At 72.3% G+C, this 17,091-nt stretch carries 13 protein-coding genes and 1 rRNA gene; 6 read left to right on the top strand and 8 right to left on the bottom strand.

The genetic code is table 11. From position 1 onward, the window contains the following. The first annotated feature begins 38 nt into the window (after nucleotides 1–38). A complete protein-coding gene (gene glgX, locus CG740_RS37985; RefSeq protein ID WP_100579889.1) occupies nucleotides 39–2,159 on the top strand; it encodes a glycogen debranching protein GlgX in 2,121 nt (706 codons plus the stop codon). Between the two features lie 98 nt (nucleotides 2,160–2,257). Here the strand turns inward: glgX and CG740_RS37990 are convergent, their stop codons facing one another. Further along, nucleotides 2,258–3,523, bottom strand: coding sequence for an MFS transporter (locus CG740_RS37990; RefSeq protein WP_100579890.1), 1,266 nt, complete (start codon nucleotides 3,521–3,523; stop codon nucleotides 2,258–2,260). 81 nt (nucleotides 3,524–3,604) lie between these two features. On the opposite strand from CG740_RS37990, the gene treY reads away from it, so the two are divergent. Next, a complete protein-coding gene (gene treY / locus CG740_RS37995) occupies nucleotides 3,605–5,974 on the top strand; it encodes a malto-oligosyltrehalose synthase (protein ID WP_100579891.1) in 2,370 nt (789 codons plus the stop codon). Here the strand turns inward: treY and CG740_RS41695 are convergent. Both CG740_RS41695 and CG740_RS38005 read right to left on the bottom strand, forming a co-directional pair. Beyond that, a complete protein-coding gene (locus CG740_RS41695) occupies nucleotides 5,934–6,974 on the bottom strand; it encodes a cytochrome P450 (RefSeq protein ID WP_107488382.1) in 1,041 nt (346 codons plus the stop codon). The two genes, treY and CG740_RS41695, sit on opposite strands and share 41 nt — an antisense overlap. Before the next feature lie 78 nt (nucleotides 6,975–7,052). After that, entirely contained in the window at nucleotides 7,053–8,000 is a 948-nt protein-coding gene (locus CG740_RS38005) for a LysR family transcriptional regulator (protein WP_100579892.1), read from the bottom strand. 135 nt (nucleotides 8,001–8,135) lie between these two features. Here CG740_RS38005 and lpdA point away from each other — a divergent pair, with 135 nt between their 5' ends. Then, nucleotides 8,136–9,641, top strand: coding sequence for a dihydrolipoyl dehydrogenase (gene lpdA / locus CG740_RS38010; protein WP_100579893.1), 1,506 nt, complete (start codon nucleotides 8,136–8,138; stop codon nucleotides 9,639–9,641). Between the two features lie 53 nt (nucleotides 9,642–9,694). Here the strand turns inward: lpdA and CG740_RS38015 are convergent, their stop codons facing one another. Beyond that, nucleotides 9,695–10,252 carry a DUF1707 and FHA domain-containing protein gene (locus CG740_RS38015; protein WP_100579894.1) on the bottom strand — a complete coding sequence of 186 codons (558 nt, stop codon included), beginning with the start codon at nucleotides 10,250–10,252 and terminating at the stop codon, nucleotides 9,695–9,697. 193 nt (nucleotides 10,253–10,445) lie between these two features. Here CG740_RS38015 and CG740_RS38020 point away from each other — a divergent pair, with 193 nt between their 5' ends. Both CG740_RS38020 and treZ read left to right on the top strand, forming a co-directional pair. After that, nucleotides 10,446–11,399: a GNAT family N-acetyltransferase gene (locus CG740_RS38020; RefSeq protein ID WP_100579895.1), complete on the top strand. Its 954-nt coding sequence runs from the start codon at nucleotides 10,446–10,448 to the stop codon at nucleotides 11,397–11,399. Between the two features lie 73 nt (nucleotides 11,400–11,472). Continuing rightward, nucleotides 11,473–13,212: a malto-oligosyltrehalose trehalohydrolase gene (gene treZ / locus CG740_RS38025; RefSeq protein ID WP_100579896.1), complete on the top strand. Its 1,740-nt coding sequence runs from the start codon at nucleotides 11,473–11,475 to the stop codon at nucleotides 13,210–13,212. Between the two features lie 143 nt (nucleotides 13,213–13,355). Here treZ and CG740_RS38030 read toward each other — a convergent pair whose 3' ends face one another. The 3 genes from CG740_RS38030 to CG740_RS38040 form a co-directional block, all read right to left on the bottom strand. Then, on the bottom strand, nucleotides 13,356–14,486 hold the full coding sequence (locus CG740_RS38030) for an aminopeptidase P family protein (RefSeq protein ID WP_100579897.1): 1,131 nt from the start codon (nucleotides 14,484–14,486) through the stop codon (nucleotides 13,356–13,358). 179 nt (nucleotides 14,487–14,665) lie between these two features. After that, complete coding sequence (locus CG740_RS38035) at nucleotides 14,666–15,619, bottom strand: hypothetical protein (RefSeq protein WP_100579898.1); 954 nt, start codon at nucleotides 15,617–15,619, stop codon at nucleotides 14,666–14,668. A 41-nt stretch (nucleotides 15,620–15,660) separates the two neighbouring features. Continuing rightward, nucleotides 15,661–16,302: a nucleoside/nucleotide kinase family protein gene (locus CG740_RS38040; RefSeq protein ID WP_376496271.1), complete on the bottom strand. Its 642-nt coding sequence runs from the start codon at nucleotides 16,300–16,302 to the stop codon at nucleotides 15,661–15,663. Between the two features lie 49 nt (nucleotides 16,303–16,351). Here CG740_RS38040 and CG740_RS38045 point away from each other — a divergent pair, with 49 nt between their 5' ends. Beyond that, entirely contained in the window at nucleotides 16,352–16,744 is a 393-nt protein-coding gene (locus CG740_RS38045; protein ID WP_100579900.1) for a VOC family protein, read from the top strand. 112 nt (nucleotides 16,745–16,856) lie between these two features. Here CG740_RS38045 and rrf read toward each other — a convergent pair. Then, nucleotides 16,857–16,973 (bottom strand): 5S ribosomal RNA (gene rrf, locus CG740_RS38050). Between the last annotated feature and the right edge of the window lie 118 nt (nucleotides 16,974–17,091).

Genomic DNA, 17,091 nt, shown 5'->3' on the forward strand with positions numbered 1-17,091 from the left:
CCCCCAGTAACCCGAGTGGAAGTGGAAGAGTCTTGCCCATGCAGGTGTGGCCGGGACAGGCTTACCCACTCGGCGCCACGTACGACGGCGCCGGGACCAATTTCGCGGTCTTCTCCGAGGCCGCCCGTCGGATCGAGTTGTGTCTGCTCCACGACGACGGCTCGGAGACGGCCGTCGAACTGCGCGAGTCCGACGCCTTCGTACGCCATGCCTACCTGCCCGGTGTGCTGCCGGGCCAGCGGTACGGCTTTCGGGTGCACGGACCGTACGAGCCGCAGCACGGACATCGCTGCAACTCGGCGAAGCTGCTCCTCGACCCCTACGCGCGCGCCATAAGCGGCCAGGTCGAGTGGAACGAGGCGGTGTACGGCTACCACTTCGGGCGGCCCGACAGCCGCAACGACCTGGACTCGGCGCCGCACACGATGGCCTCGGTGGTGGTGAACCCCTTCTTCGACTGGGGCGACGACCGGCCGCCCCGCACCGACTACCACCACACCGTCTTCTACGAGGCCCATGTCAAGGGCCTCACCATGCTCCACCCGGAGCTCCCGCCGGAACAGCGCGGCACCTATGCCGCGCTCGCCCATCCGGCGATCATCGATCACCTCACACAACTCGGCGTCACCGCGCTTGAGTTGATGCCGGTGCACCAGTTCGTCAACGACCACCGGCTGGCCGATGCCGGAATGTCCAACTACTGGGGCTACAACACCATCGGCTTCTTCGCCCCGCACAACGCGTACGCGTCCTGGGGCGACCGCGGCCAGCAGGTCCTGGAGTTCAAACAGGCGGTGCGGGCGCTCCACGAGGCCGGCATCGAGGTCATCCTGGACGTCGTCTACAACCACACGGCGGAGGGCAACCACCTCGGCCCCACGCTCTCCTTCCGCGGCCTGGACAACGCGCAGTACTACAGGCTGGCCGACAACCCGCGCTATTACGAGGACACCACCGGCACCGGCAACAGCCTCCTCATGCGCTCCCCGCACGTCCTCCAGCTGATCATGGACTCGCTGCGCTACTGGGTGACCGAGATGCACGTGGACGGCTTCCGCTTCGACCTCGCCGCGACACTGGCCCGCCAGTTCCACGAGGTCGACCGGCTCTCGTCCTTCTTCGACCTGGTCCAGCAGGACCCGGTGGTCAGCCAGGTCAAGCTGATCGCCGAGCCGTGGGACGTGGGCGAGGGCGGCTACCAGGTGGGCAACTTCCCGCCGCTGTGGACGGAGTGGAACGGCAAGTACCGGGACACCGTACGGGACTTGTGGCGCGGCGAGCCGCGCACCCTGGCCGAGTTCGCGGGGCGGCTGACCGGCTCGTCCGACCTCTACCAGGACGACGGCCGCAGGCCGCTGGCCTCCATCAACTTCCACACCTGCCACGACGGCTTCACCCTCAACGACCTCGTCTCCTACAACGACAAGCACAACGACGCCAACGGCGAGGGCAACCGGGACGGCGAGAGCCACAACCGGTCCTGGAACTGCGGTACGGAGGGCCCCACCGACGACGCCGGGGTGGCGGAGCTGCGCGCCCGCCAGATGCGGAACTTCATCGCCACCCTGATGCTGTCGCAGGGCGTGCCGATGATCAGCCACGGCGACGAGTTCGCCCGCACCCAGAACGGCAACAACAACGCCTACTGCCAGGACACCGAGCTGTCCTGGGTGCACTGGCCGGAGCCGGGCGAGGACCCGGACGGATCGCTCCTCGCGTTCACCCGGGCCATGGTGTGGCTGCGCCGGGACCATCCGGTCTTCCGGCGCAGGCGCTTCTTCCACGGCCGACCGGTGCAGGGCACCCACGACGAGCTCTCGGACATCGCCTGGTTCACCCCCGAGGGCGCGGAAATGGCCGAGGAGGACTGGCAGTCGGCGAGCGCGAAGGCGCTGTCGGTGTTCCTCAACGGCAACGCGATCTCGGAGCCGGGGCCGCGCGGCGAGCGGATCGGCGACGACTCGTTCCTGCTGATGTTCAACGCCAGCGCGGAGGACATCGACTTCGTGGTCCCGGTCAACCACGGCCGGCAGTGGCAGGTGGTCGTGGACACCGCACGCTCCGATGGCCTGCCGCAGGGAGGCGGCCCGAAGGTGACGGGGGGCGAGCGCATCGGCCTGATCGGCCGGAGCATGACCGTGCTGCGCCGACCGGCCTAGCGCGCGGGCCGGACGGCCTCAACCGACCTGACCTGCGCCGGAGTTCGATTGTCAGTGGGCTCCGGCACAGTGGGTCCATGAACGCGAACCCCGCCCGGTCAGCTGTCGACCGGGGCCCTCGGGGCCGCCGCGACGCCGGGTGGGACGGCCTCGCGGGCGGCCGCGCCCGCCCGCCCCGCGCCGAGCCCGCGCACGGTCCAGGAGAGCAGCGCGCACAGCGCCCCGGCCGCCAGCATGACGGCGAACGCGGCGGCCGCCCCGTGGTCCTGCGCGAGCCGTCCCGACAGGGCGAGCGCGAGCGCCTGACCGCCGACGACCCCGCTCGTCAGGAACGCCATGGACTCGGCGAGCCGCCCCGCCGGGACGAGCCTCTCCGTCAGCCCGAACACGGTGATCAGATGGGGCGCGTACGCCACCCCGAGCACGGTCACCGTGACGTACAGGCCGAGCAGTGTGTGCACGAACAGCAGCGGCACACAGAGCACGACGAGCGCCGAGGTGGCGATCCGCCAGCGCGCCGGCAAAGACAGCCGCTCGGGTACCGCGACCATAGCGAGCCCCGCGGCCGCGCTCATCACGCCCATCGCCGCGTACACGAGGCCGGTCTGCGAGGGCCGGCCGAGCTGGCCCGTCAGGGCCGTGATGCCGGCCTGGGACGCGCCGAACATGGCCCCCTGGAGCGCCATCGTGACGCGCAGCGCGTAGACGGCGCCGGGCAGCCGGGTGCGGGGCGTCCGGGTGCGCCGGGGCGCGGTCACCTGACGAGCCGTCGGATGAAGCGCGAAGGCCGTGCCGCAGACGGCGAGCAGGGCCGCCGCCGTGAGCAGGGCCGCGGCCGGCTGGGCGAGGGCGGCCGCGAGGCCCACGAGGGCCGGGCCGAGGACGAAGGAGATCTCGTCCAGGGTGCCCTCGAAGGAGAGCGCGCCGGCCACGGTCCGTTCGTCGGCGCCCGCCCGGTGCGCCAGGGCCACGGTCCGGCTCCGGGCGAGCGGGCCCACCTGCGGCACGCTCGCCCCCGCGAGGGCGCCGAGCAGGGCGAGCCGTCCGGTCGAGAGGTGGGAGAGCGCGGCGAGCACCAGCCCGGTCACGGCGACGGCGTTCGCACCCGCCGCCAGGAGCACCACGGTCCGCTGTCCGTACCGGTCGGCGGCGCGCCCCAGGAGCGGCCCCGCCACGGTCTGCCCGGCGGCGAGCGCGCCGCCGACGAGCCCGGCCGTCGCCAGGCTGCCACTGGTACCGGCGACCAGGAGGACGCTGCCGAGCTGGCACATGGCCGTCGGCAGGCGCCCGAGGAAGGAGATCACGGGAAGCAGCGGACCGGTCAGGTGGAGCACATTGCGATAGGTCTGCAGGGATCCGGCCATCAGGCGAAGCTAACGCGGCCGACCGGGGCATACGCATGGGCCGAAGGCACAGAAGCCGTCCGACGGGGTACGTACGTTCATATGACCCCGCTGACCCAGCCCATCGCGACCTACCGGCTCCAGCTCCAGCCCGGGTTCCCGTTCGCCGCCGCCGAGAGGGCACTGCCCTACATCGCCGGTCTCGGAGTCTCCCACGTTCATCTGTCCCCGGTCCTTGAGGCCGTGCCCGGCTCGACACACGGATACGACGTCACCGACCACGCCAAGGTCCGCGAGGAGCTGGGCGGCGAGTCGGGGCTGCGTCAACTGTCCGCTCGGGCCCGGGAGTTCGGGCTCGGCCTGATCCTCGACATCGTGCCGAACCACATGTCGGCCGCCGCGCTGCACAACCGGCAGCTGTGGGACGTGCTGCGCGCGGGCCCCGCCTCGCCCTACGCCTCGTGGTTCGACATCGACTGGGAAGGGGGCGACGGACGGGTCCTGCTGCCGGTGCTCGCCGGCCCGCTGGCATCAGAGCTGGACCGTCTGACGGTGGAGGGCGGCGTACTGCGCCACGGCGAGCAGCGCTTCCCCCTGCGGGAGGGCACGGCGGGCCTGCCGATGGCGGAGCTGCTCGACGCGCAGTTCTACCGGCTCGGCTGGTGGCGCCTGGCCAGGACCGAGCTCAACTACCGGCGCTTCTTCACCATCGCGGAGCTGATCGGCGTCCGGGTGGAGGACGAGGCCGTCTTCGCGGCGACGCACGCCAAGATCCTGGAGCTGCTCGCCGACGGGGTGGCGGACGGGCTTCGGGTGGACCACCCGGACGGCCTGGCGGACCCGGAGGCATATCTGCGCCGGCTGAACGAGGCGACGGGCGGCCGCTGGACGGTCGTCGAGAAGATCCTCACCGGCGACGAGCGGCTCCAGGCCGGCTGGGCGGTCGCCGGGACGACCGGGTACGACGCACTGCGCCACATCGACGGCCTGTTCACCGACCCGGAGGGAGTGCGCCAACTCGATGCCCAGTACCGGGAGTTCACCGCGATGAGTGGTGACCGGGGCGGGCGCTGGGAGCCGACGGTGCGGCGCGCCGCCTACCGGGTGCTGAGCCATGAGCTGGTGGCCGAGACCGAGCATCTGGTGCGCCTGGCCGCACGGATCTGCGCGCGCGGCGGCCCGGAGCTGCGTGACCACGCCCCCTGGGCCCTGCGGCTCGCCCTGTGCGAACTCCTGGTCCGCGTCCCGGTCTACCGGCCCTACCGGTTCGGGGCGGAGGGGGCGCTCCCGGCGTCGGCGGCCCTGGAGGCGAAGGCCGCATTCGCGGTCGCGGAGGAGTCGGCCGCGGTGGACGTGGTGCGGGATCTCGCGCTCGGCCGGCTCGGTGAGGACGCCGACCGGGCCCGCTTCCGTACCCGCTTCGCGCAGACGGCGTCGGCGCTGCACGCCAAGTCCGTCGAGGACACGGCCTTCTACCGCTACACACCGCTGCTCTCGGTGAACGAGGTGGGCGGTGACCCCGGGCGGCCCTCGGTGGACCCGGCCGAGTTCCACGCGTTCTGCGCGCACCTCGCCCGGGACTGGCCTGCCACCGGGACCGTCCTGTCCACACACGACACCAAGCGCAGCGCGGAGGTACGGGCCCGGATCGCGGTGCTCTCGGAGTGCCCCGAGCGGTGGGCGGCCCTGCTCGACCGGCTGGGTGAGGGGCCCGGGGCCGGGGCGCCCGATCCGCAGCTCGCCTGGGTCGCCTGGCAGACCTCGGTCGGGCTCGGCGGGCTGCCGGAGACGGAGCGCCTGGAGGGGGCGCTGCTCAAGGCCGTGCGCGAGGCGGGCCTGCACACCTGCTGGACGGAACAGGACCCCGGCTACGAGAAGGCGGTGAGCGACTTCGTGGCGGCCGGGCCCGGCGGTCAACTCGCCGCGCATGTCAGGGAGTTCGTCCGGGAGACCGAGGCAGCCGCACGGGCCAACCGCCTCGGGGCCGCGCTGCTGCATCTGACCATGCCGGGCGTGCCGGACCTCTATCAGGGCACGGAGGCCGAGTACGCGGCGCTGGTCGACCCGGACAACCGCCGTCCGGTCCGCTTCGAGACGGCCGCCCTGGCCGAGCCCGGCGACAAGCTGGGGGTGACCCTGGCGGCCCTGCGGCTGCGCCGCGAACTCCCGGCCGTCTTCGGCGAGTCCGGGACCCATCGGGCCCTGGCCGCACGGGGCCCCCGCGCCGGGCACTGTGTGGCGTTCAGTCGCTCGGACGAGGTGGTGACGGCGGTGACGCGGCTCTCGCTGCGCCTCGCCGAGGCGGGCGGCTGGGCCGGGACGGAGCTGGTTCTGCCCGCCGGCCGGTGGGCCGAAGTCATCGGTGGGGAGCGGGAGTTCAGTGGCGTCGTGCCCCTCGACGAGCTGTTCGCGCAGCGGCCGGTGGCCCTGCTCAGGAAGGTCGTACGAGAAGGCGGTGCGGGGCCCGGGTGAGCAGGCCGCTCTCGGCCGGATCGAAGGCGTCCGCCGCGCGCAGCCCCGGCATGGCGGTGAGCAGTGCGTGTACCGCGCACTCCGCCTGGAGTTCGGCGACGCGGGCGACCGGGCAGTCGACCGGCCCGAGGGCGAGGCCGCCGGCGGTGGTGCGGTGCAGATCGAAGCGGTCGGGCTCGGCGAACCGGTCGGGGTCGCGGTTCGCTGCGCCGACGAGCAGGGCGACGGCCGCCCCGGCCGGCACGGTGCCGCCGGATATCGCGAGGTCGCGGGTGGCCCGGCGCAGCACCACGTGAACGGGCGGATTGCGCCGCAGCGACTCCTCCCAGGCCTGCCCGGTCAACGCCGGTACCGCCCGTACCAGCTCCAACTGCTCAGGATGCGCAAGGAGGTTGGCCAGGAGGGAGGCGAGGGCCCGCCCGGTGAGCACCGCCTGGTCGGCGCAGCGCGCGGCCAGCAGGGCGACGCCGGTGCCGCCCCGGCCGCGGCCCAGATCGGCGGCCGCGGGCGCCCCGGCTCGGCTGCGGGCGGGGGCCCGGCCCGAGCGGCCCGTCACGGCCGCGTAGGAGAGGCCGGTCGCGGCGGCGATGGTGCCGGTCGGCAGCCAGCGGCAGAACTCCTCGACCAGATCGGCCTCCTGGCGTCCGGCGAGCCGGCGGGCCAGCACATAGGCGGTGCGGGCACACACTTCGCGCAGCAGCGCGAAAGCGCTCTCGGGCGCCGTGTACTCCTCGGCGCAGCGCACCGTCCCGGGCCCGCAGCAGGGCCCCCGGCGCGGCCCGGCGAGCGCGCTCCCGGCGAGCGCGGGGGCGACATCCGCGTACCGGCTGACCAGCCATGCCTCAAGCCGGGCGTCCCACAGCAGGGGATGCTCCGCGCGCAGGGTCCGGTAGAAGGCGTACGGGTCCCGGCGGGCTGCGGCGCCGAGCAGCGAGAGCGCGTCCGGCCGGGTGGCGGGCTCGGGGGCCTTGGCCGCCGCGGGCGGCTCGACGGTCGTCATGGCGCGCCTCCCGGTCGGCGCCCGAGGGCGCGGTCGCGACCCCGCGGTGGTGCACGTCCGCCGGGCCCGGTGACTGTCTCAGCGGACCACTTCGGCCGGGCCGTCGCGATCGGCATTCGGCCGTACGGGTGAGAGTCCGCGCCTGCCGTACGGGGCCGCCCGGCGCAGCAGCTCGGTGAAGGCGGCCGCGGCGCCGGCCAGCTCGACCCGCGAGAACACGGTGAGGGGCCGCCTCCACGAGGAGTCGACGGGAAGCAGCACACAGTCCTCGCCGATCCCCCCGCGCACGGCGTGCGTGGGCACGGCGACCACTCCGACCCCGGCCGCCGCCATCCGTACCGCCGTCGAGGTGTGCTCGGTGCGCACCACGGTGCGCGGGGTGAAGCCGGCCCCTTCGCAGACCAGGTCGAGCCAGGGCCGCCCGTCGACGACGGGCTCCATGGCGCACCGCACCCAGGCGTGGTCCGCGAACTCTTCGAGGCGTACCGAGCTGCGGTGGGCCAGCGGGTCGTCGAAGGCGACGACGAGCGCGATCTCCTCCTCCCCGACCGGCACGACCGGCCCGGTCCAGTCCCTCGGCGGTGGCCCGACGGCGAGGTCCGCGGCACCGCGCTCCACCGCCTCCTGGAGCGCCTCGGGGCTGGCGTGCTCGTGCAGCAGCAGCTTCACTCCGGGGTGGGCGCGCTGCCAGCGGGCGAACACCTCGGGCAGCACGCCGACGGCGACCGCGTGGACGGCCGCGATGTGCAGTTCACCGCCCTCGGCACCGGCGGCCGCCAGGGCCGCGCGCCCGGCCTGGAGGGCGCTGCGCACCGCGAGCCTGGCGTGCGGCAGATAGGCGCGGCCCATGGGGGTGAGTCGCACTCCGCGCGGCAGCCGTTCCAGGAGCGCACCCCCGACCGTCCTCTCCAACGCCTTGATCTGGTGGGAGAGTGCGGGCTGGGTGACGTGCAGGAGTTCGGCGGCCCGGGTGAAGGACGACTCCTCGACGACCTTCACGAAGTACTCCATCTGTCGCAGGCTCATGCCCCGCCCCTTTGCTCCGCCGGCTCATGCGTCGCGCGCGCCCCGCACCTCTTGCGCACGCCATAAGCATGGTGCATCGAACCCACAAGAACATTGCCTTGGACTCATGACAGGGCCCGGGCAGAGGCTTGCCCCATGAACAACGCGAACAACACGCACCACGCGAAGGGCACGAACGGCACGAACGCGGCGCAGGCCGGCGTCCCGACCGCCGCCGTGGCCGCGGGCCCTCCGGCCGGTTCCACCGAAGCCGATGTGATCGTCATCGGCGGTGGCACCGGCGGCTATTCCACCGCCCTGCGCGCCGCCGCCCTCGGTCTCACCGTGGTGCTCGCCGAGCGCGACAAGGTCGGCGGCACCTGTCTGCACCGGGGCTGCATCCCCAGCAAGGCGATGCTGCACGCCGCCGAACTGGTCGACGGGATCGCCGAGGCGCGGGAGCGGTGGGGGGTGAAGGCGCAGGTGGACTCGGTCGACTGGCAGGCCCTGGTGGCGACCCGCGACGACATCGTCTCCCGCAACCACAAGGGCGTGGAGGGCCATCTCTCGCAGGCCCGGGTCCAAGTGGTGCGCGGCAGCGCGCGGTTGACCGGCCCGCGAGGCGTCTTCGTGGCGGGCCACGGGAACTTCACCGCCCGCCGCGGCATCGTGCTCGCCACCGGTTCGCGGCCCCGGATGCTGCCGGGCCTCGAAGCGGACGGCCGGCGCGTGGTCACCAGCGACGACGCGCTGTTCGCTCCCGGGCTCCCGCGATCCGTGCTGGTGCTCGGCGGCGGCGCGATAGGCGTCGAGTACGCCTCGTTCCACCGGTCGATGGGCGCCGAGGTCACCCTCGTCGAGGCCGCCGACCGGCTGGTGCCGCTCGAAGACGGCGACGTCTCCCGCCACTTGACGCGCGGCCTCAAGAAGCGGGGCATCGACGTCCAGACCGGAGCACGCTTCCTGGCGGCGGACGTACGGGAGGACGGGGTGCGTGCCTCGGTGCGTACCGCGCGGGGCGAGGTCCGCACGGTCGAGGCCGAGCGGCTCCTGGTCGCGGTGGGCCGCGCCCCGGTCACCGACGGCCTCGGCCTGGGGGCGGCCGGGCTCGCGGCCGATGAACGGGGCTTCGTCGCGCCGGCCGACTGGTCCCGGCTGGAGACGGCCGTCCCCGGCATCCACGTGGTGGGCGATCTGCTGCCGCCCCCCTCCCCCGGCCTGGCCCATGCCTCTTTCGCGGAGGGCCTGTTGGTGGCGGAGACGCTGGCCGGCGTTGCCTCGCCGCCCGTCGACTACCGGGCGGTGCCCCGGGTCACGTATTCCTCGCCGGGGACCGCGTCGGTGGGCCTGACCGAGGCGGAGGCCCGCAACGGCGGACATGACGTGGTGGTCAACACCATGCCGCTGACGGCCGTCGCCAAGGGCATGGTGCACGGGCAGGGCGGCGTGGTGAAGGTGGTCGCCGAGCGGGGCGGGCAGGTGCTCGGCGTCCATCTCGTCGGCCCGAACGTGTCCGAGATGATCGCCGAGAGCCAGCTGATCGTCGGCTGGGACGCCGAACCGTCCGACGTGGCCCACCACATCCACCCCCACCCGACCCTGTCGGAGGCCGTCGGGGAAACCTTCCTCACGCTGGCGGGGCGTGGCCTGCATCAGCAGTGAGCTTCCTCAACTCCCGCTCGGCGCATGAAGGTTGGACCGCCAAAGGGTCGTCGTCAGTGGTTGGCGAGCCGGAAGACCATCCGGCCGAAGCTGACCTGGTCGCCGTCGGCCACGGCTACGACGCCCGTCACCCGGCGCCCGTTGACACACGTCCCGTTGGTGGAGCCGAGGTCGCGCAGCTGCCAGGTCCCGGCCTGGAAGAGCAGTTCGGCGTGCACCCGCGACACCGTCTCGTGGCTCAGGCGCAGCCCGTTGACCGGGTCGCGCCCGATCCGCAGCGGATAGGGGCCAGGCGCGGGGAAGAGGAGCTTGGGCAGCCGCTCGCTCTGCCAGGCCCTGCGCAGCGACACGGAGAACTCCGACGCTTTGCCGACGGCACCGAAGACGGCCCTGGTCCACCGGTTGCCGCGCTGCTCCAAGTCGGCCGTGAGCACGATCAGTTCGTCCGAGCGGCGGGCCGCCAGGGCCAGTTCCATGCGCCGCAGGAACGTGTCGTGCGACAGCTTGCCCTCGGCGGCGCCCTCGCGCAGGACGTCCAGCGCCCGGTCGCGCTCCGCGTCGGAGAGCCGCGCGGGCGCCGAGGACGTCTGGGATTCGAAGGAGGGCGTCACATGGACGATTGTCCTTCCCCGGGGCCGGGCGTGTCCAGCAGCGGGCCGCCTTCCTCGGCGGCCACGGCCCCCGGCGCCCCACCGCTGACCTGCGACGCGGCGGTACCGCTCGCCAAATCCCCTTGCCCCACCGCCCACCTGCGCTGTTAAGGTCCCCCGACTCGTATTCGCAATCGCCTCCAGGGACCCTTTCTTGACGAACGAAGCGTCGGACACCGTCTACCGTCCGCTCGCCGGGCCCGAAGAACTCGGGCTCTTCCAGCAGCTCTCCTATGTGCTCGACCACGAGGTCGAGGACGATCTGAGGACCGGCCGCCGCGTCCCGCAGTGGATGTGGGTGGCCCTGCGGGGCGACCGCGTCCTCGCGCGCATCGCCTGGTGGACGGACACGAAGGGCGAGGCGCCGCGGTCCCTCGACTTCTTCGACGTGGACGACTCGCTGCCCGCGGCCGAGCGCCACGAGATCGGCCTGCGCCTGCTGGAGACCGCGACCGCCGCCGTGGTGCCCACCGGTGCGGAACGCCCCGAGTACGGCCGCTTCCTGCCCGGCGACTGGCGCGAGGACCCCGCCGCCCGGGAAGTCGTCGAGACCCGGCTGAACATCGTGACCGCCTCGGGCGCGACCCCGCTCGTCGAGCGGCTGCGCCTGGAGTGGCGGCCGGGAACGCCCCTCCCGGAGGCCTCCACGCGGCTCACGTTCCGCCCCGCCACCGACCGCGAGGAACTCCTCTCCCTGATGACCCTCGTCGTGGCGGGCTCGCTCGACGAGCACACCCGCGCGGAACTGCTCACCATGACCCCGCGCGCGTCGGCGGAGCTCATGTACGAGGAGGAGTTCGAGCAGTACCGCACGCCGCGCGAGTGGTGGCAGATCGCCGAGCTGAAGGAGAGCGGCGAGCCCGTGGGCTTCGTGATCCCGGCCCGCAACAGCTACAACCCGATCATCGCCTACATCGGTGTGCTGCCCGCCCACCGCGGCCACGGCTACATCGACGACATCCTCGCCGAGGGAACGCGCGTCCTGGCCGAACAGGACGTGCCGCGCATCCGCGCCGCCACCGACCTGCCCAATGTGCCGATGGCCGCGGCATTCGCCCGTGCGGGCTACGTCGTCTTCGAGCGGGCGATCAACATGGTCTGGAAGTAGTCCCGAATTGCGCGCATGTCCCCCTCGTCTGTCGCACCATGGTCACAACCGGCCACGACAGGGGGACACGCCAGTGCTGTTCGAAGTGTGGGCACCGCATGCCGACCGGACCTCGCTCCTCCTGGAGGGCGCGACCTATCCCATGCGCCGCCATCCCGTACGTCCGGGCTGGTGGCTGACGGAGGCCGAGGGCCACGCCGGCGACCGGTACGGATACGTCCTGGACGACGGCCCCGTCCTGCCCGACCCGCGCTCGCGCCGCCAGCCCGACGGGCCGGACGGCCTGAGCGCCGTCGTCGTCCACGAGGCGTTCTCCTGGCAGCGGCCGTGGGACGGTCGCGCGCTGCAACGGGCCGTCCTGTACGAGCTGCACATCGGCACCTTCACCACCGAGGGAACCCTGGACGCGGCGATCCAACGGCTGCCCCATCTGGCCGAGTTGGGGATCACGCACATCGAACTGATGCCACTCTGCCCGTTCCCCGGGCAGCACGGCTGGGGATACGAGGGCGTCTCGCTCTGGGCCGTGCACGAGCCGTACGGCGGCCCCGACGCACTGAAGCGGTTCGTCGACGCGGCGCACGCCCAGGGCCTCGGCGTCGTCCTGGACGTCGTGCACAACCACCTCGGCCCGTCCGGCAACTACCTGCCCGCCTTCGGCCCGTACTTCACGGACACCCACCACACCCCCTGGGGCGCGGCCGTCAATCTGGACGCGCCCGGATCCGACGAGGTCCGGGCCTTCCTCCTGGAGAGCGCGCTGGCATGGCTGCGCGACTACCGCCTGGACGGACTGCGCCTGGACGCGGTGCACGCGCTGGCCGACACCCGCGCGTACCCCTTCCTCGAAGAGCTTTCGACGGCCGTGGACGTGCTGGCCGCGGAACTCGGCCGGCCGCTCTTCCTCGTCGCCGAGTCCGACAGCTGCGACCCGCGCACCACCGCCCCGCGCGCGGAGGGCGGCCTCGGCCTGCACGCCCAGTGGAACGACGACTTCCACCATGCCGTGCACACCGCCCTCACCGGCGAATCCCAGGGCTACTACGCCGACTTCGCCCGGGCCCCGCTCTCCGCGCTCGCCAAGACCCTCACCCGGGTGTTCTTCCACGACGGCACGTACTCCACCTTCCGCGGCCGCACCCACGGCCGCCCCGTCGACCGCTCCCGCACCCCCGCCCACCGCTTCTTCGGCTACGCCCAGACGCACGACCAGATCGGCAACCGCGCCCAGGGCGACCGGCTCTCGGCCACCCTGTCGCCCGGCCTGCTCGCCTGCGCCGCGGCCCTGACGCTGACGAGCCCGTTCCCGCCGATGCTGTTCATGGGCGAAGAGTGGGGCGCCCGCACCCCCTGGCAGTTCTTCACCGACCACACCGACCCCGATCTCGCCCGAGCCGTACGGGAGGGCAGGCGGCGGGAGTTCACCTCCCACGGCTGGTCCGCCGAGGACATCCCCGACCCGCAGGACCCGGCCACCCGGCAGCGCTCCTGCCTGGACTGGTCGGAGCCCGCGGCCGAGCCGCACGCACGGCTGCTCGCCTGGTACCGCGAACTCATCGCGCTGCGCCGCGACCGGCCCGACCTGACGGACCCCGACCTCGCGGCCGTCAAGGTCGCCCACGACGAGGAGGCCCGCTGGCTCACCTACCGGCGCGGCGACCTGCGGGTCGTGGTCAACCTGGGCAAGGAGCCGGTCCGTGTCAAGCTCGGCGGCGGCGGCCGGATCCTCGCGGCCTGGGAGCCGATCGAGGCACCGGGCGCGGACGGGCTCGTCCTGATGCCACCGGAGTCCTGCGCGGTCCTCGGACACTGAGCACCGCGGGAACGTCGGACAGGGCAGACAGGGCAGGCAGGGCCGCCTTCGCAACACCCGGGCCGTGCAGCCCTCAACGGCACTGCCACATCGGATAGTTACTCGCTCTTCTCGCTCTACCCGCTCTACCCGCTCCACCCGCTCTACTCGACGATGGCCATGGCGCGGTCGGTGTTGTTCAAACGCCGGCCGCCGTCCTCCGTCACGGTGACGATGTCCTCGATGCGGACGCCGAACCGGCCGGGCAGATAGATGCCCGGCTCGATCGAGAAGCACATCCCGGGCACCAGGGGGCGCTCCTCCCCCTCGATCATGTACGGCGGCTCATGGGTGGTCACCCCGATACCGTGACCCGTGCGGTGGATGAAGTACTCGCCGTATCCGGCGTCCGCGATCACCGCGCGGGCGGCCCGGTCGATGTCCTGGCAGGCCACGCCAGGCCGCACCGCGTCGAAGCCGGCCTGCTGGGCCTCGCGCACCACGTCGTGCACGCGCTGCTCCTCGGCGCTGGGCTCGCCGACGTGGACGGTACGGGTGGTGTCGGAGCCGTAGCCGTGCTTGAGCCCCCCGAAGTCGAGGACCACCATGTCTCCCCGCTCGATCGTGCGGTCCCCGGCCTCATGGTGCGGGTTGGCCCCGTTCGGTCCCGAGCCCACGACGGTGAAGTCCACTTGTGCATGGCCGTACTTGAGGAGCAGACCGGCCAGATCCGCAGCCACCTCCGTCTCCTTGCGACCCGCGAAGCGCACCTTCACGATCTCGCCGTACGCCTCGTCCGCCGCGGCTCCGGCCGCGTCCAGGCGGGCCAGCTCGTGCTCGTCCTTGACGGCCCGGAGCATGGGCAGCGCTTCGGTGAGCGACACGTAGGAGGTGCCGGGCAACTCCTTCTGCAACCCGAGCAGATGCATCGCCCAGGCGTTGTCGCTGACCCCGAAGCGGCCGTCGACGTCGAGGAGCGGGGCCGTGACGGTGTAGGGGTCCTTGCCATCGGTCCAGTCCCGCAACGTCAGCGCGGCGGAACCGGGAGCGTGCTCGGCGTCGGGTGCCTCCAGGGTCGGCACCACCAGGACCGGCTCCTGGCCGGCGGCAAGCACCAGGACGGTGAGCCGCTCGGTGATCGCGGTGGGCTGGTAGCCGGTGAGGTACACGAGGTCGGGACCCGGCGCGACGAGCACGCCGGCCAGCCCGGCGTCGGCGGCGGACTCGGCGGCTCGGGCCATCCGGGCCCGGTAGTCGTCGGCGGTGAAGGGGGCGGGGGCAGGCGTCGTCGGCATGGCCTCATCCTGCCCGTACGCCCGGGGGCGCGCGAGTGGGTGGGCACCTCGATCCGCGAGCCGCCCACCTCCCGATCAGACGCGCGCCCTCACCCGCACGCCCGTTGTCACGTTCGGCCTCACCATCGACGTCGGGATCGACGTCGGGATCGCCGCCGCGATCTCGGCCGAGATCGCCGTCACAGTCCTTCCGTCTCGTCGTCCACGAGTTTCTCCAGCAACTCGCCGAAGTCGTCGCCCACGACGATCCGCAGCCCGTCCCCGTCCCGGTCGCTGAGCTGGGTGAGGGTGCCGCCGCGCCACCAGTAGACGTACGGGCTGATCGACCCGGGTGTGTCCTCGTAGCCGGAGGCGGCGAACGAGGCCATGGCATTGAGCGCGAGGACCATCCCGGAGTCCCGGATGACGTGGAAGGCGAGCTGATGCCGGAACGGCATCGCCACCAGGGCGCCTTCCGGCGGCAGTTCGCGCCCGGTCACCTGGCGGACAACGGCCTCCAGGGCGAGCACCCGGCTCGCCGTGTAGAACGAGTCGCCGACGACGATGTCGAACCGCGTCCCGTCGTCGCCCTTGACCGTCTCGTGTCCCTCGACGGGCAGTTCCCGCAGATTGCGCAGGGCCTGTTCGCGCAGTTCGGGCACCTTGCCGAGGGGTTCGAGCGCCTCGTCGGTGAGCATCATGACGCTCTCCGGAAGGTCGAGCGCGAGGATCTCGTACAGGCCGGGCGCGACGCTGCGCGCATAGCCGAAGCTCTGCGGATCAAGTCCCTCACCGCTGATCACCCGCGGGTAGAGCTGGGCGCGGATCTGCTCGGGTGCCATCGTGTCGAGCGCGGAGGGCGCGTCCATGGTGCGCAGCACCATCCCGACGTGTCTGCGGATCAGCTCCGGCCAGACGCGCGGCCCGCGGGGCTCGTTGTGACAGACCGCCGCGAGGTTGCCGAGGCCGAAGCGACGGCCGCCGCTGTCCTTCACCGAATCCGCGTAGACGGTGACCTCCAGGCCCAGCTCGGCGAAGGCCTCCCTGACCGCAGCACGAAATCGGGCGCCCTCGTCGTTCGAGAAGAAGCCGAACTCGGGGTCCCTCGGGGCGTCGCTCGCGTCCCGCTTGGGCCCTCGTCGGAATATCCCCACGTCTGCTGCCTTCCCCTCGCACGGTCGCCAGAGCTGCGAGCCTACCCAGTGAGCGCGCCGGTGATGACAAGGTCGGCCCGCGCGCGTCCGGCGGCCACCACTGCCGCGTTGACCTCGTCGGACTCGTCGACCCAGCGCTCCGCGTACGGCCGGGCCTTCCCGTGCCGCACATGGCGTTCGACGAGCCTGCGCACCCGCTCGCCGTCGGCGAGCTGGAGGTACCAGATCTCGTCGACGAGATCCCTCACCTGCGCCCAGGGACCGTCGTCGTGGAGCAGATAGTTCCCCTCGGTCACGACGAGCGGGACATCCGCGGATACGGGGATGCTCCCGGCCAGCGCCTCCTCCAGGGACCGGTCGAAATCGGGCGCGTAGACGACCGAGCCGGGCTCGGGCGAGCGCAGCCGCGCGAGGAGCGCGGCATACCCGGCGGCGTCGAAGGTGTCCGGCGCGCCCTTGCGTCCGGTACGGCCCAGCCGGCGCAGCTCGCTGTTGGCGAGGTGGAACCCGTCCATCGGTACGAGGACGGCCTCGCCGCCGAGCCGTGCGACCAACTCCCCTGCCAGCGTGGACTTCCCGGCGCCGGGCGGCCCGGCGATGCCGAGGATACGGCGGCGGCCGGGCACCACGAGGCCGCGGGCGCGCCCGACGAGCTGGTCAAGGTCGAGATCCATACCCGCCATTCTTCCACCGGCGAACCCGACCATACGTGGTACGTATAACCTTTGCCTCATGCCGCACATCGCACTGATTACGCTCGTCGTGCGCGACTACGACGAGGCCATCGATTTCTACACCCGGGCGCTCGGCTTCGAGCTGGCCGAGGACACGGACCGTGGGGACGGCTCGCGCTGGGTGGTGGTCCGTCCGCCCGGCAGCACGAGCGGGGCGGTCTCGCTGCTCCTGGCCCGCGCGAAGGACGAGGCCCAACTGGCCAGCGTGGGCGCCCAGACCGGCGGCCGGGTCGGGTTCTTCCTGCACACCGAGGACTTCACGGGGGACCACGCACGCATGCTGGCGGCCGGCGTCCGCTTCCTGGAGGACCCGCGGCACGAACCGTACGGCTCGGTGGCGGTGTTCGAGGACCTGTACGGGAACCGCTGGGATCTGCTGGAGCCGAAGTAGGGCCCGGGCTCCCGGGGGCCGCCCCCGGACAGCGGACGTCACAGAACACGAAAAAGCCCCGCACCGTGACCGTAATTCCTTACGATCTGGTGCGGGGCTTTCCCCAAAAATTGTTCGGCGGCGTCCTACTCTCCCACAGGGTCCCCCCTGCAGTACCATCGGCGCTGAAAGGCTTAGCTTCCGGGTTCGGAATGTAACCGGGCGTTTCCCTAACGCTATGACCACCGAAACACTATGAAGTTGAACTCAAACCGGCAAACGGGAGTTCATTGCTTCAGAACAAACACAGTGGACGCGAGCAACTGAGGACAAGCCCTCGGCCTATTAGTACCAGTCAGCTCCACCCG

The sequence above is a fragment of the Streptomyces sp. CB01201 genome, assembly GCF_002803085.1.
Classification (GTDB): domain Bacteria; phylum Actinomycetota; class Actinomycetes; order Streptomycetales; family Streptomycetaceae; genus Streptomyces; species Streptomyces hundungensis.

Bases quoted from the DNA above. Each gene is read 5' to 3' on its own strand.
- CG740_RS37990 (WP_100579890.1), bottom strand. From the start codon at position 3,523: ATGGCCGGATCCCTGCAGACCTATCGCAATGTGCTCCACCTGACCGGT.
- glgX (WP_100579889.1), top strand. From the start codon at position 39: ATGCAGGTGTGGCCGGGACAGGCTTACCCACTCGGCGCCACGTACGAC.
- treY (WP_100579891.1), top strand. From the start codon at position 3,605: ATGACCCCGCTGACCCAGCCCATCGCGACCTACCGGCTCCAGCTCCAG.
- lpdA (WP_100579893.1), top strand. From the start codon at position 8,136: ATGAACAACGCGAACAACACGCACCACGCGAAGGGCACGAACGGCACG.
- CG740_RS38030 (WP_100579897.1), bottom strand. From the start codon at position 14,486: ATGCCGACGACGCCTGCCCCCGCCCCCTTCACCGCCGACGACTACCGG.
- CG740_RS38045 (WP_100579900.1), top strand. From the start codon at position 16,352: ATGCCGCACATCGCACTGATTACGCTCGTCGTGCGCGACTACGACGAG.
- CG740_RS38005 (WP_100579892.1), bottom strand. From the start codon at position 8,000: ATGAGCCTGCGACAGATGGAGTACTTCGTGAAGGTCGTCGAGGAGTCG.
- CG740_RS41695 (WP_107488382.1), bottom strand. From the start codon at position 6,974: ATGACGACCGTCGAGCCGCCCGCGGCGGCCAAGGCCCCCGAGCCCGCC.
- CG740_RS38040 (WP_376496271.1), bottom strand. From the start codon at position 16,302: ATGGCGGGTATGGATCTCGACCTTGACCAGCTCGTCGGGCGCGCCCGC.